Source organism: Mesorhizobium sp. WSM3879 (assembly GCF_002294915.1).
In the GTDB taxonomy this organism is placed as follows: Bacteria; Pseudomonadota; Alphaproteobacteria; order Rhizobiales; family Rhizobiaceae; genus Mesorhizobium.
The window spans coordinates 269,582-282,456 of the sequence record NZ_NSFZ01000005.1; the positions used below are offsets into that span (position 1 = coordinate 269,582).

At 63.1% G+C, this 12,875-nt stretch carries 13 protein-coding genes; 5 read left to right on the top strand and 8 right to left on the bottom strand.

What is annotated here, in order from left to right:
• Positions 1-80: 80 nt before the first annotated feature.
• From CK218_RS14240 to CK218_RS14275, 8 genes are all read right to left on the bottom strand, one after another.
• Entirely contained in the window at positions 81-1,160 is a 1,080-nt protein-coding gene (locus CK218_RS14240; protein ID WP_067003450.1) for a glycosyltransferase, read from the bottom strand.
• 71 nt (positions 1,161-1,231) lie between these two features.
• Positions 1,232-1,675: a hypothetical protein gene (locus tag CK218_RS14245; protein WP_067003730.1), complete on the bottom strand. Its 444-nt coding sequence runs from the start codon at positions 1,673-1,675 to the stop codon at positions 1,232-1,234.
• A gap of 11 nt (positions 1,676-1,686) precedes the next feature.
• Positions 1,687-3,132 (bottom strand): GMC family oxidoreductase, encoded by a 1,446-nt coding sequence (locus CK218_RS14250; RefSeq protein WP_067003448.1) that lies wholly within the window; start codon positions 3,130-3,132, stop codon positions 1,687-1,689.
• A gap of 107 nt (positions 3,133-3,239) precedes the next feature.
• Positions 3,240-4,571 carry a UDP-glucose/GDP-mannose dehydrogenase family protein gene (locus CK218_RS14255; RefSeq protein WP_067003446.1) on the bottom strand — a complete coding sequence of 444 codons (1,332 nt, stop codon included), beginning with the start codon at positions 4,569-4,571 and terminating at the stop codon, positions 3,240-3,242.
• A gap of 131 nt (positions 4,572-4,702) precedes the next feature.
• Positions 4,703-5,575: a glycoside hydrolase family 16 protein gene (locus CK218_RS14260; RefSeq protein WP_095828122.1), complete on the bottom strand. Its 873-nt coding sequence runs from the start codon at positions 5,573-5,575 to the stop codon at positions 4,703-4,705.
• Between the two features lie 130 nt (positions 5,576-5,705).
• The gene (locus tag CK218_RS14265) at positions 5,706-6,098 is read right to left on the bottom strand and encodes a hypothetical protein (RefSeq protein ID WP_095828216.1); all 393 of its coding nucleotides are present in this window, start codon (positions 6,096-6,098) and stop codon (positions 5,706-5,708) included.
• 127 nt (positions 6,099-6,225) lie between these two features.
• Positions 6,226-7,242, bottom strand: a complete 1,017-nt coding sequence (locus CK218_RS14270; RefSeq protein WP_095828123.1) for a glycosyltransferase — start codon at positions 7,240-7,242, stop codon at positions 6,226-6,228.
• Between the two features lie 56 nt (positions 7,243-7,298).
• Positions 7,299-8,456: a nucleotidyltransferase family protein gene (locus CK218_RS14275; RefSeq protein ID WP_095828124.1), complete on the bottom strand. Its 1,158-nt coding sequence runs from the start codon at positions 8,454-8,456 to the stop codon at positions 7,299-7,301.
• A 500-nt stretch (positions 8,457-8,956) separates the two neighbouring features.
• On the opposite strand from CK218_RS14275, the gene CK218_RS14280 reads away from it, so the two are divergent.
• The 5 genes from CK218_RS14280 (at position 8,957) to CK218_RS14300 (ending at position 12,868) form a co-directional block, all read left to right on the top strand.
• Positions 8,957-9,109, top strand: coding sequence for a lasso peptide (locus CK218_RS14280; RefSeq protein ID WP_082953851.1), 153 nt, complete (start codon positions 8,957-8,959; stop codon positions 9,107-9,109).
• A gap of 159 nt (positions 9,110-9,268) precedes the next feature.
• On the top strand, positions 9,269-9,568 hold the full coding sequence (locus CK218_RS14285; protein ID WP_067003437.1) for a PqqD family protein: 300 nt from the start codon (positions 9,269-9,271) through the stop codon (positions 9,566-9,568).
• The gene (locus CK218_RS14290; protein ID WP_095828125.1) at positions 9,552-9,968 is read left to right on the top strand and encodes a lasso peptide biosynthesis B2 protein; all 417 of its coding nucleotides are present in this window, start codon (positions 9,552-9,554) and stop codon (positions 9,966-9,968) included. The genes CK218_RS14285 and CK218_RS14290 overlap by 17 nt, the downstream gene beginning before the upstream one ends.
• A 3-nt stretch (positions 9,969-9,971) precedes the next feature.
• Complete coding sequence (locus CK218_RS14295) at positions 9,972-11,891, top strand: lasso peptide isopeptide bond-forming cyclase (protein ID WP_095828126.1); 1,920 nt, start codon at positions 9,972-9,974, stop codon at positions 11,889-11,891.
• The gene (locus CK218_RS14300) at positions 11,888-12,868 is read left to right on the top strand and encodes a serine kinase (protein WP_095828127.1); all 981 of its coding nucleotides are present in this window, start codon (positions 11,888-11,890) and stop codon (positions 12,866-12,868) included. The genes CK218_RS14295 and CK218_RS14300 overlap by 4 nt, the downstream gene beginning before the upstream one ends.
• Positions 12,869-12,875: the final 7 nt, after the last annotated feature.

The following is a 12,875-nucleotide window of genomic DNA, read 5'->3' on the forward strand; positions in this document are numbered from 1 at the left end:
AATCGAATTCAGTCGACGTTTGAGTCGTTGTTTGATGCCTGTCGCGCCCAGAACCGCTGCAGATTTCTGGGCGAAATGCATTAAGCAGCGCGCCGGGCGCGCTGCCGGGCAGCCCTGTCCAGCAAGGCGAAGAAGGTGGCGAACTGGCGCTCGGGATCGAGTTCAGGGCGCTGCGAGAACGTGAGCGCGGCTTCCGAGACTCGCTCATATTCCTCGCGATCGTTCCACAGCCGCCTGAGCGCCGTGACCCAGTCCTCGAGCGGCGCGTCATAGTCCAGCACGACGCCGCCCGAGCCGATCGCTTCGGGCAGGCCGCCGCGGCGCGAGCCGACGACGGGAATACCGCTGCAATGGGCCTCCGAGGCAACGCGACCCCACGCCTCTTCCCATTTGCTCGGCGCTAGCAGGATCCTGGTGCGGCCGTAGAGAGTTTTCATGTCGTCGGTGCGGTTTTCGAGCTTGATATTGGAGAACGGCGCGATCGTTTCCGCGACGCGGGCGCGGTGATCGTCATCCAGCTTCCAGCTTTCGACAAACAGGAAAGGGATCTCCGGGCAGGCGGCCGCGATCCGCACCGCCAGCTCGAAACCCTTTTCCTCGTAGGGATTGATAAAGGTGACGTACTCGCCCGTCGTCGGCGTGCTGTAAGAGGCCGGATCGATGGTCGGCGGGATCACCGTGGAATCGATGCCGAACTCGCGCTTGTAAGTGCGCGCCGTGAACTCGGAATTGGCGATGTAAGACGCCGAGTTCAGCTCGCGCAGATCGCCCCCGAGTTCATGGAATTCCACATTCCTGAGATAGACCACCAGCGGCACGCCCTCGGCCTCCAGCGCCTTGCCGAGCGGAACCGATTTGTGACACTGCACCACCGCTACGTCCGGCTGAAGCTTCTTGACGGCAAAGGCGGCCGCTTCCCAGGGGAACCAGGCGCGCACCACCGGATAGCCGGGGAAATTGTCGATGACGGCGCGCTGACCGAGGAGCTTCATCTTGGCGCGCGCCTTGTATCCGAACATGCCCTGGCCGAACAAGGCCGCAAGCACCGATGCCTCATGACCGTGTTCGATCAACTGTTCCGCCAGATGATGGGTGCTCGACTGGACGCCGCCGCTGAATTGCGGCGGATAGCCGTTTCCGCCTGCGAAGAGAACTTTCATGTTCGGCTCCTTGTCACATTTTTCTTGGCCAGTTTTCCTGGCTTGCCGGCAAACATGCCGGCGGGCAGTGTTCAGGCAGTCTGCTGCTCGAGGTTGGCGAAAGGATTGGTGCATGGATGCCAGCCGGTGAAGCGGATCGGATCATTGGGCGAGCTGCGCCAGGCATAATCGGTCAGCATGTGGAACTCGGCGATGACCCAGCGCTCGAAATTCCCGACATCCTGCTGCTTGCGCCTGGGCAGCAATTCGCGCGCCCTGTCGAGCCTCACGGTCTCCAAAAGCGTCACCGCGTCCGCCAGCTTTTCGCTCGGGAATATCCACGGGTTGCGGTTGCGGAATTCGAGCACGAATTGCTGCAGGTGCTCGATGCGCATGTTGAGCGGGCCGAAGTATTTCTCGAGCGTGATGCGGACCAGATCTTCATCCGAGAAGGACGATACGGCCGCAGCGGCGATGCCGGTCGAAGCAATGCCGCCGGCAACAACGGCCAATGCGGTGCGTCGCGTGATCTTCATCGACCCCTCCTTCATGCCAGCCGGCTCGCCGCCCGCAGCGAAAGCGCCGCGGCGGTCAGGCTTGGGTTGGCGCAGGAACAGCTCGGATAGGTGCTGGTACCGACGACGACGAGGTTCCGGAGCTGGTGGTGGATCATGTCGCGGTCGACCACCGAGTCGGCCGGGCCGGTGCCCATCCGCAAGGTGCCCTGCACATGCGATTCGGTCGGCCTTATGCCGCGATCGAATATCTGCTCGACCGGAAGAGGCTTGAGCAGCGCCGGCAGCCTCTCGAGCGCCTTGGCCATGCCCTTGGTTGCATAGTCGGAGGCACCCTTGAAGCTGACGAAGGCGTTCTCGTTCTTGTCGAGGATCACCCGGTTTTCCGGGTCGAGCAGGTTTTCGGTGACGATGACCAGCGGCAGCGCCTGCCGCAGCCGCCCCTTCTCGGCTCGCATGCCGTGCTGCCAGCGGTTCTCGAAATAGACCAGCGCCGCCGCGTGCTCGGCGCGATGCGGGCCGTCATAGAGGCCGAAATTCAAACCGGTGGTGATGGTGCTGCCGTCGAAATTGTCGACGCCGTCGAGATAGACCTCGTAGTTCCAGCCATAGGATTCATGCAGGCCGAGCCCGACGAATTCGCCGCCGAGCCCCGAGCGTAGCATGATCGCCGGACTCTGGATGGCGTTGGCGCCAAGGATGACGAGATCGCCGCTGACCGAATATTCCTTGCCGTCGCGCACGAAGGCAACCGAACGCACCGAGCCGGCTGAATGATCGAGCCGGCGCACTTCGGCGCCCAGGCATACCGATACATCCGCGTGCTGGAAGACGTGCATCAAACCATTGTTGGCGGTGAACTTGGCGTCGGCCGGGCACAGCCAGCATCTGAGGTTGGCGCAGCATGAGTTGCGCTGCGCCGTCGCGACGCGGGCGCGGGCGGTCGGCATGACGAAATGCTGCTCCGGCTGCGCCGCCTTCATCATGCGGTCCGGCGTCGACATGCGGTGCGGCGGCTGCGGAAACGGCCGCGAACGCGGCAGCATCCGGGCCATGTCGGGGTCGCCGGAGATCGACATGACCTCCTCGGCGTCGCAGTAGAACGGCTCCAGCTCGTCATAGCTGATCGGCCAGTCGTTGCCGACGCCGTATGTGCTCTTCAGCCTGAAGTCGTTGGGATGGAAACGCGGCGTTTGCGCGAACCAGCAGTTGGTGCCACCGCCGAGGCCGATCGTGTAGTTCCACGGCTTGTCGGCATTGTCGGTCTTATAAGTGCTCTCGTCGTCTATGTCGGTGTTGGCGTTCTGGTCAAGCTGCCATTCATGCGTGTTGTGGCGGCCCCATTCCAGCACCAAGACCCGGGCTTTGCGCCGCTTCAGGAACTCATGCAGGAAAAAGGCTGAACCGAACCCGGAACCGATGACGACGAGGTCGAAATGCTCGTTGGCGATTTGTTCGGGCTGAACGTCCATCACCATCAGATCGAATCTCCCGAAACGCGCACGATCATTATCGACCCTCCATCATTGTCGGTCCCACTGTCGTTCGCCGGAGCCATGCGGCGGGAAGCTGGCGGCGGACACTGTCATGCCGCCATCCTGCCGATCGAGTGGTATTCGATGCCGTAGCGGGCGATGACCTTCGGGTCGTAGAGGTTGCGGCCGTCGAAGATGACCGGTGTCGACAGCGCGTCCTTGAGCGCGTCGAAGGAGGGAGCCCTGAAGCTCTTCCATTCGGTGCAGATGAGAAGCGCGTCGGCGCCGCGCAGGGCCGCTTCCTTGGTCCCGCACAAGAGAAGGTCCTCGCGCTGGCCGTAGATGGCCTGGCACTCCTGCATGGCCTCCGGATCGTAAGCCTGCACCTTGGCGCCGGCGGCCCAAAGCGCCTCCATCAGCGTGCGCGACGGAGCCTCGCGCATGTCGTCGGTGTTCGGCTTGAAGGCCAGGCCCCACAGCGCAAACGTCTTGCCCTTGAGGGCGCCCTGGAAATAGCGGTTGACCTTGTCGAACAGCACCGATTTTTGCGCGTTGTTGCGCTCTTCGACGGCGCGCAGCAGCTTGGCGTCGAACTTGACGCCCTCGGCGGTCTTGATCAGCGCGCGCACATCCTTGGGGAAGCAGGAGCCGCCATAGCCGAGGCCGGGATAGATGAAGTGGTAGCCGATGCGCGGATCGCTGCCGATGCCCTTGCGCACCTCCTCTATGTCGGCGCCCAATTGTTCGGCGAGGTTCGCCATCTCGTTCATGAAGCTGATCTTGGTCGCCAGCATGCAGTTGGCCGCATACTTTGTGAACTCGGCGCTGCGGACATCCATCACGATCATCTTCTCGTGGTTGCGGTTGAACGGCGCGTAAAGCTCGCGCATCACCGCCTCGGTGGCCTCGCTCGACGTCCCGACGATGATGCGGTCCGGCTTCATGCAGTCGGCGACTGCCGAGCCTTCCTTGAGGAATTCCGGATTCGAAGCGACGTCGAAGGTCAGGTCCTCGCGGCCGCGCGCCTTCAGCGTCTGGGCGACCCTTTCCTTGATCTTCTCGCAGGTGCCGACCGGCACGGTGGACTTGCCGACGACAATCTTGGGCGCGTCCATCTCGCGGCCGATGGCCTCGGCGACGGCAAGCACGTACTTCAGGTCGGCCGAGCCATCCTCGCCAGGGGGCGTGCCGACCGCGATCATCTGGATCTGGCCATGCTTGACCGCCGCGGCCGCGTCGGTGGTGAAGCGGATGCGGCCGGCGGCGTGGTTCTCCTTGACGAGAGCTTCCAGTCCTGGCTCGAAAATCGGGATGAAACCCTGGTTGAGCCGGTCCACCTTCGCTTCGTCGATGTCGACGCACACCACCTCGTGCCCGACTTCCGCAAGCACTGCGGCCTGGACGAGACCGACATAGCCAATTCCAAACACCGTCAAATTCATTTGGTTCTATTCCTGTTTAAGGCCGGGCCGCAAAAACGGCCCGGCCAGTTAAGATGTCCCCCAGGCCCATGAGGCCTAGATATTCGGCATGATCCGCATCCCAAAACCAGTTCCTACTTTGGGGGACATGCCTAGTTGCTGTTGGTTATGGTGCATGCCAGCGACTCCGGGAACTGGCACGGCTGGCCGAGCGCTGTGAAAGCGATGCGCTTGACCTGCATGGTCACCTTGCGGCCGGGATCGGCGAAGGCGCCCATCCAGTTGGTCAGTTTGTCGCTGCCCCACAAGCTGAAGAATATTTTTTGCGGATTGGTCGGCAATTCGTCCGGGTTGGTCACCTCGTTGACCAGCTTGCCGTTGACATACCAGCGCAGCCGGTCCTTCTCCCAGACGAACCCATAGTCGTTGAAGCCCTTATCGGCGCCGCCTTCGACGTCGACCAGCTTGCCGTTCTTCGGCTTGCCTTGGATATAGCTGTTCACCTGGACTTTGGTCGGGTCCTTGGTGAGGACCTCGAAGTCGATCTCGTCCCAGGGCTTTTTGTCCTGCGGTCCGATATAGGTGAAAAAGGCGGCATTGAGGCCGGATCCGGTATCGGTCTTCATCCGCGCCTCATAGACGCCGTAGCCATAGCGCTGCTTGGTCTGGACCTCGGCGCAGGCGAAGTCGCGATCCTTCAGCTTGCGCTTTTCGAAGCTCAGCGACAGCACGCCGTCCGAAAGTCGGACAAGGTCCTTCGACCATGTGCAGTTCTGATGATTGCCGTTGCTCCAGCCGTCGGAGACGAACCAGCGCGAACGGTCGAAACTCGAAAAATTGTCGACGAAGGACGGCGCGCTCTGCATCTCCTCGGCATGCACCGAATGGGGTGGTGCCACAATAGCGGCCGCGGTCGCAAGCAATGCGCCGGCGAGCCAGAGCTTAGGCGTCTTCGACCTGTTCGAATTCGCGCGCGGCATGCTGCAAGCAGCCGCGGTGGAGGTGTCGTTCGGATATGCGTTCATGACAAACTTACCTTTGTGCTGTCCGCCCCAACCCAAAGTCATTCCTGGCCCGCCTCCAGAGAGCCGCTTCTGATCCTCCGCCTCTTACTCCTCTAATCTCTTGCAGCTATGACCGCGCCTGGAAGCGCTGTCAGCCTCTGCCCGCAGACCTCGCCTGTGCGGCCTGCGAACCGGGTTGCCCGACACCATCGTCGACAATCGCGTCGAGCGAATGACGCAGTTCCTTCATCAGACCTTTCTGACGCGTGAGTTCGGCGATGCGCCGCTCGTAATTCAGGATCGCGCCGGTCATCGTGTTGACATCCGACGACTTGTCTGTCGACGCGGAGCCGTTCTCCATTGCCTCGACCAGGAAAGCGGCGTTGGTCGCCGTCGACCGATAGCGGTTCTCCAGACCGGTCTTTTCCGCTTCGATCTCGGCAGAGATCTGGTCGAACAGCTTCGCCAGACGGTCGAGCCGCTGGAGATCGGTCTGCCGGTCACGAGCCGGATCCCTGGATCTGAAGCCAAAAATCGAAGCCATTCGATCGGCCTTTCGAAATTGCTGCACCGCAGCATAGCTTGCCATTCTCGGGGCACGTAGGCAACCTCGTAGTTTCGGAAAGCGGATTTTTTTGGGAACGGCGCCCGCGCTGACCGCCTTTGTCGGATCATTCCGTCGCGGGACTTGTTGCCGGCAACAGGAAGCGCATCGGCGGCACCTGCTGCTTCGCAGCAATGCCGGCGCGGCGGAGCAAGGCGTCCAGCTTGTCGGCCGCCACGCCGCGAACGATCGGGATCAGATTGGACTGGCTGGCCAAGGCATAGGCGGCGGCCGATGCCAGGCCGCGCTCCGCCTTCACGTCAAGGAAATTCCGCAGCCGGTATTTGTCGCGCACATGGCGCTCGTGGCGCCGCAACGCGGCCTTCGAGCCCTCCGGCAGGTTGCCCAGCGCCAGCAAGGCCAGGTCGGCATCGGCAAGCCGCTTCAGGTCCTGCGTCCTGTGGCGGCCGCTCAGCGAGTCGGCGCGAACGATCGCGCCATAGCCGCAGGACTTGATGATCTTGAAACGCGCGCCGCAGGCGACCGCGCGCGCATAGAGCTCGTAGTCCTCGCCGAGCCGCAGCTTTTCATCGTAGCTCAGCCCGTGACGATCGAGGAACGCCCGGCTGATCACCGGCTTGAGGAAGCCCAGTTCGCCGCGCAGCACGCGGCGGCGAGAAATGTTGCCTTCGATGAAACGCTCGAAGTCGAGGAATTGCGGTTCTGGCGCGAAGGACGGAGCTGCGACCTTGGTGGGGTCGGTCGCGGCATCGTCCCTGATCAGCATGATGTTGTCCGCCGCGAAATCCCAGTCGGCGTTGGCAAACAGCCGGCGGAAACGCCCTTCGAGGAAGAAATCGTCGGCGTCGAGGATGCTGATGAAAGGCGAAACGGAAGCCTTGATCGCGGCGTTGCGCGCAAAGGACGGACCATGGTTGACGTCGAGACGCATCACCTTGAGCCGACCGCTGCCATCATCGGCGGCGCGCGCCACGTTCTGTGTGTCGTCGGTGGAGGCGTCGTCGACCACGACGACTTCCGCCACCTCCGGCTCGCGCAGAGCCGAAGCGATGGCGACCGGTATGGTCCGCGCCGCGTTGCGGGCGGCGATGATGACGCAGACCCTTGGGGTCGTCACGGCCATGATTCACCTTTCGATTGCATGAGTGACCGCCCACCTATGAATGCAAAACCGAATCTTCATGCGTTGCCCCGCACCGGCGCGGCCGCGGCCGGTCGCTCGAAGATCCGCCGGCTGAGATCGGCGGAAGCCGCCCAGCCGGCCTCCGCCAGATAGCGCACCGGCTCGCGACCGCAGAGCTCCCACAGCACCGTTCGCCGCTGCGGCCAGCGCAACGAGGACAGCCAGGGCGCGATCACCATGTGGAAGAGGTCGGCATTCTCGATGCGCGCCAGGATCCGGGTGGCGCGCTCCGAAAGCAGCGTGGCGGTACCGCCAAGCAGAACGTCGGCCGCGCGCAAGCCAAGCAGCAGCGTGTCGGCAAGGCCCTGCTCCGCAGCATGGTCGAGCAGTTTCTGCTGCTCGGCTTCGTTCAGCCTGCGGGCGGCGGCTCTGACGTCGCAGACATAGCCGGCGCAGGGCTCGCGGTTGAAGAAGGCTTTGGCGACGCTGATGCAGGACAAGAGCAACGTGTCGGACGCCGAGATCAGGGGCATGGAGGTGCCCGCAACCTTGACCTCGCGCTTGCGGCGCAGGAAGCCGTCGATGTCGCGCGGGCTCGGCGAGCCCGGCTGCTGCAGCCGATAATGGAGATCGACCGTTGCGGCCCGCACGCCATCGTCGCGGACCATGTGCTGCTCGCCGAGGAAACGCACCCACCAGACCGACCGGGACTTGCCGGCGACCTCGTAGCCGGCCGAGCGAAGGGCTTCGCGGGCGGCAGCGAAGCCGGACGGGCAAACCAGAATATCGACGTCGCCGGACGGCTTCATGAAATGGTCGCCGTAGAGCAATTGCTGCTGGAGCGGTCCCTTCAGGAAGACGAAGTCGATCTGCCTGTCCTGCAACACCTGATGGATGGCGATCGAATCGCCGATGCAGGCGGCATTCATCGACATGGTACGCCGGCGATAGCCATCGAGCCATGCGAGCAATTCGGGAGGCGTCGCGCCGGTGGCCCCATGCGAGAGAGCCTTGAGCATAAAGACGGCGACCTTGTTCAACCTCGCAATGTCGGTAATGTCTGCCACGCAGATTGCCGGAGCCGGCATACCGCCATGGTCGACCGCGCGCGCTGTCGGATTGAAGAACAGCCGCAGACAGGCCTGCACATAGGCGACTTCGTCGGCACTGCCGGTCGCACGCAGCCTGTCGTAAGAAGCGTCCTGCACGGTCATGCCCGTTGTCGTCTCTCCGCAAAACCGCCCGCGGGGGCCTTATACCGCAACTGCGAAGAAAAGCATCGCCAAAAAATCAGGAGCCCCATCCAGGCCCATCCCAAGCCGCCTCGCGCCTGCAACCTGAGCGTTCATATTCGCTCATGGCCGATCACTTTTGAAGACAAATCCGGTGGCGGCGAGGCGAGCCGGCATTCGCTATTTTCTGAAGTATTTTCTTCGCGATTCCCACATAGCCACTTAAGCTTACGGACTTATGCCAATCAAATCATATGCTTACTTAGACGGCAAAAAGGCTATGTTGAACGTTCGAGTGCTGTTCGCCCGAGATGCAAAAGCCGGCGACGTCATCACCGACGCAGGCATGCGCAACCAAGAATTGATTACTACCTGGTAAATCAGGCTTGACTCATAAATGTTGCCGTGCAGCAATTGCGATGCAGCATAGCAATATGCTGGCGGCATTCCGACGCCGCTTCCAGTCTTAATTGGAGAATAGAATGGAACAGAATGTTGAAAAGCAAGAGTACGAGACCCCAAGCCTGACGGTTCACGGTTCGATCGAAACGATCACGCAGGGTGCCTCCGGGACGACGGCGCTTGACGCGGCATTTCCCGCGCACACACCGGTCGGTGAGCTCACCTTCTCCTGAGCTTGTAGCGCCCGGAGTTGTCACAGTTGGGGCTCCGGGCGTTCCCTTTCTTCGAACACTGAGCCGGGGCCTCCTGCCCGGGCTACCTGGACTCCCTAAGGATCGCAGGCAACCGATCCCGGTCGAGGTCACGCAAGCGTTCAACAATGAGGTTTTAGGATGCACTGGAACCCATCGAACCATGACCGCGTGGTCGCGAGCGGCGATGCCGTGGCTTGTGAATTCGGCAACGGACTGGCGCTGCTCCATCTTAAATCCAACATCTACTACAGCCTGAACGGCGTCGGCGCCTACATTTGGGAGCTGATCCAGGAGCCACGACCGATCCCCGACATAACAAGCGCGGTGCTCGCCCGCTATGATGTCGATACAGAACGCTGCAAGGCCGATGTCGAGGGCTTGCTCAAGGGACTGATCGAAGCCGGGCTTGCGAGGTTCCACCATGAGGAACTGGCCTAGGGTCCGCTCGCTTAGCGGGCCGGAGGCGCTGTTTCTGGCGCGCTGCCTGGCAGTGGTCAGCCTCGTGCGGCTGGGGCTTACGCTTTCGTCCTATAATCGCATGCGCACTCTGGTGACTCGACTGGAAGCGAGGAATGACGCTGCCATCGCCGATCTGCGGCGCGTCGCATGGGGCGTTGCCGCTGCTGCGCGATACGTGCCGGGCGCCAGCTGCCTTACCCAGGCGCTCGCCGGACAGTATCTGCTTGCCCGCCAGGGCAAGGCCTCCACGATCAGCATCGGCATCGCGCGCGACCCCGGCGCCGATCTCAAGGCGCATGCCTGGCTGATCAGCGGCGACCACATCGTGCTTGGCGGCTCCATCAACGGCTTTGCCCATCTTGTCGATCACGGACACTAGGCGATGAGCGGCGTCGCCGGAATTCTGCTCAGACAGGATGGCAGCCCAGCGGCGGCGGCCGACATCCAGCAGATGCTGGCGCGCATGCGCCACCGGGCGCGCGACGGCAGCTCATGGTGGACGGACAGACACGCAGCACTAGGCCATGCCTGGCTCAACACGACCGGCGAGCAGGGCCCTGGGCCGCTGACAATGGCCGGCGGCAAGCTCGCCATTACGGCCGATTGCCGGCTGGACAACCGCGAGGAGCTTCTGGCGCGGCTCGGTGTGCGCGACCGATCGGCCGCCGACGCCATACTGCTGATGCACGCCTATCTCAAATGGGGCGAGGCCTGTCCGACCTACCTGCAAGGCGATTTCGCCTTCGCGGTCTGGGACGCCGAGCGCCGGGCGCTGTTTTGCGCGCGCGACCATTTCGGCGTCAAACCTTTCTACTACCACTGCGCCGACAGGCGCTTTGCCTTCGCCTCGGAGATCGGCCCACTTCTGGCGCTGGACGGTGTCGGCAGGGCGCTCAGCGAGCATCAGATTTCCGGCTTCCTCGCCGGCCTGCCGGACGATCCGCAATCCACGCTCTATGCGGAGATCTTTCGCTTGCCCGCTCGGCACAGCATGACGGTGACCAACAATCAGGTCGTGCTGAGCCGCTACTGGGAGATTGAGCCGTCACAAAGGCCGCTGCGTTCGGATGCAGCGGACGAGTTCCTGCATCTTTTCGCGCGATCGGTTGAAAACCGGATGCGGGGCAATCCGTTCGTCGGTGCCATGCTGAGTGGTGGGCTCGATTCGTCCTCGATCGCCTGCATGGCCGGACTTCAAGCTGCGGCGACGCAGAAGCCGAAGCTCAAAACTTTCTCGCTGGTCTTCGAGAGGGGGTCTTCGATGGACGAGCGGCCCTTCATCGATGCAGTGCTGGAGCAATATGGGCTCGACGGCACGCTGATCGCGGTCGGCAACTATGCGCCCTTCGCCGAGTTTGATCGCATTCTGGAGGAACAGGAAGGGACCTTCCTGGCGCCCGGTCTGTCCTTGACCCGCAGCGTCTATCGCACCGCGAGCGCTAAGGGCGTCACAGTGCTTCTCGACGGCCACGGCGGTGACGAGGTCGTATCGCAAGGTCATGGGTATCTGCATGAGCTCGCCCATCGCGGCAGGTGGCTGGAGCTGTGGTGCGAGCTGCACAGTGCCGCCAACACCTATGGCGACGGGATGCTGCCTCTGTACTTCAAGTTCCTCGCCTCCTACGGGCCGGCCTGGCGGATTGCCAGGATGAGGGCGAAGGCCAGGCGCCTGCTCGGAAAACTGCGGCGCAGACCCTCCCATGCACCGCGCGCGGCCTGGGCAGGACTGGTCAATCCGGAGCTTGCCAGGCGCACCGATCTCGCCGAACGTTTCCATCGCACGGCCTTTATGCCCGCCAATGTCAGCACCAGCGAAGCGCTGACCCATCGCTGGCTTTTGTCCACCGGGCTGGTGTCCCATGCTTTCGAGGTTCTCGACAAGGCCGCCGCCAATTTCGCCATCGAACCGCGCTATCCGTTCTGGGACAAGCCGCTGGTTGAATTCTGCCTGGCACTGCCGGGCGAGGAAAAGCTGCGCAACGGCTTCGGCCGCCATGTGTTGCGCCGGGCTATGGAAGGCGTGCTGCCGCCGGCGGTGCAGTGGCGGCGCGACAAGATCGATTTCACCGCCAGCCTGGTCAAAGGCATGATCGTCAACCATCGCGATCTCCTGGACCGGCTGCTGGTGTCGGACAACGACTTGATCGCCCCCTATGTCAATCTGCCCGAGGTGAACGCGGTCTATGCGCGCATGCTGCAGCGGCCCGAGCAGGCGACGCTGCCCGACGTCCAGCATATCTGGCGTTCGGCCTCACTGTCGCTATGGCTGCGGCAGGTCCAACAGCATGGAAGCCCTGCATGAACTCTCCAGCCGCTTCTCTTGCCGCGAGGCCCGGCTCCGCCATCGAAGCGGCCCCTCGAAACGGGCGTGCCCGTCGGTTCTACAAGGCGTACGGCCTGACGATCGGGTCGGAGGTGGCTTTGCCGGAACTGGAACCGACCGCGCCGGCAACATCGGACATCGAGATCGCTGTTGGGCCGATCGATTTTCCGGAGGCTGCATTGCCGAACGCCGCGGCCTTTCGCTTCGAGCCGACACGCCAGTACCTGTCCTGGCAAGCCGTCGGCACCTTCCTAATCAGCGATGCCTCCAGGATCGATGTCGATCCGGCGCCGGGCGTCGATGATCCGCTGCTTGCCTTTCCGCTCCTCGGTCCGGTGCTGGCGCTCACGCTGCATCAGCGCGGTCTGCTCGTCCTGCACGCCAGCGCGATCGCCGTTGGCGGGCAAAGCGTGATCTTCATGGGCGACAAGGGTGCCGGCAAGTCGACGACGGCGGGCGCGATGATCCGCGCCGGTCACCTTCTGCTTACCGACGATGTCGTGGCGCTGGACCTGTCCGCCCCCTCACGGCCGATGATCCTGCCCGGCTTTCCGCAGCTCAAGCTTGCAGCGGATGCCGCGAACGCCATCAGGATCGGCCGAGCGGAGGTGTGGCCGCAGGTGCATCCGCAGATCGAGAAGGCGCAGCATCGCCTGCAGGAAGGGTTCTCCGGCGAGGCCGTGCCGGCGGCCCGGATCTATTTGCTGGAGCGCGACGGGCAGGCGGCGATCACGCCGCTAAAGGGCGCCGCCGCCCTGCCGGCGATCATCAAGTTCTCCTATGTCACGCGGTTCGGCCGGCAGGCGCTGGTCGGCGATTTCGCGTCCACCCATCTCCAGCAATGCGCGCAGCTTGCCGGCCGGATCGGCGTCAGCCGGCTCGAAGTGCCGGCAGGCCTGGAGCGGATCGACGAGGCCGTCGCCCTGATCGAGCGCGATCTGGCCCGGGCAAGGTGAGCAGCGG

Bases quoted from the DNA above. Each gene is read 5' to 3' on its own strand.
- CK218_RS14240 (WP_067003450.1), bottom strand. From the start codon at position 1,160: ATGAAAGTTCTCTTCGCAGGCGGAAACGGCTATCCGCCGCAATTCAGC.
- CK218_RS14245 (WP_067003730.1), bottom strand. From the start codon at position 1,675: ATGAAGATCACGCGACGCACCGCATTGGCCGTTGTTGCCGGCGGCATT.
- CK218_RS14250 (WP_067003448.1), bottom strand. From the start codon at position 3,132: ATGGTGATGGACGTTCAGCCCGAACAAATCGCCAACGAGCATTTCGAC.
- CK218_RS14255 (WP_067003446.1), bottom strand. From the start codon at position 4,571: ATGAATTTGACGGTGTTTGGAATTGGCTATGTCGGTCTCGTCCAGGCC.
- CK218_RS14260 (WP_095828122.1), bottom strand. From the start codon at position 5,575: ATGAACGCATATCCGAACGACACCTCCACCGCGGCTGCTTGCAGCATG.
- CK218_RS14265 (WP_095828216.1), bottom strand. From the start codon at position 6,098: ATGGCTTCGATTTTTGGCTTCAGATCCAGGGATCCGGCTCGTGACCGG.
- CK218_RS14270 (WP_095828123.1), bottom strand. From the start codon at position 7,242: ATGGCCGTGACGACCCCAAGGGTCTGCGTCATCATCGCCGCCCGCAAC.
- CK218_RS14275 (WP_095828124.1), bottom strand. From the start codon at position 8,456: ATGACCGTGCAGGACGCTTCTTACGACAGGCTGCGTGCGACCGGCAGT.
- CK218_RS14280 (WP_082953851.1), top strand. From the start codon at position 8,957: ATGGAACAGAATGTTGAAAAGCAAGAGTACGAGACCCCAAGCCTGACG.
- CK218_RS14285 (WP_067003437.1), top strand. From the start codon at position 9,269: ATGCACTGGAACCCATCGAACCATGACCGCGTGGTCGCGAGCGGCGAT.
- CK218_RS14290 (WP_095828125.1), top strand. From the start codon at position 9,552: ATGAGGAACTGGCCTAGGGTCCGCTCGCTTAGCGGGCCGGAGGCGCTG.
- CK218_RS14295 (WP_095828126.1), top strand. From the start codon at position 9,972: ATGAGCGGCGTCGCCGGAATTCTGCTCAGACAGGATGGCAGCCCAGCG.
- CK218_RS14300 (WP_095828127.1), top strand. From the start codon at position 11,888: ATGAACTCTCCAGCCGCTTCTCTTGCCGCGAGGCCCGGCTCCGCCATC.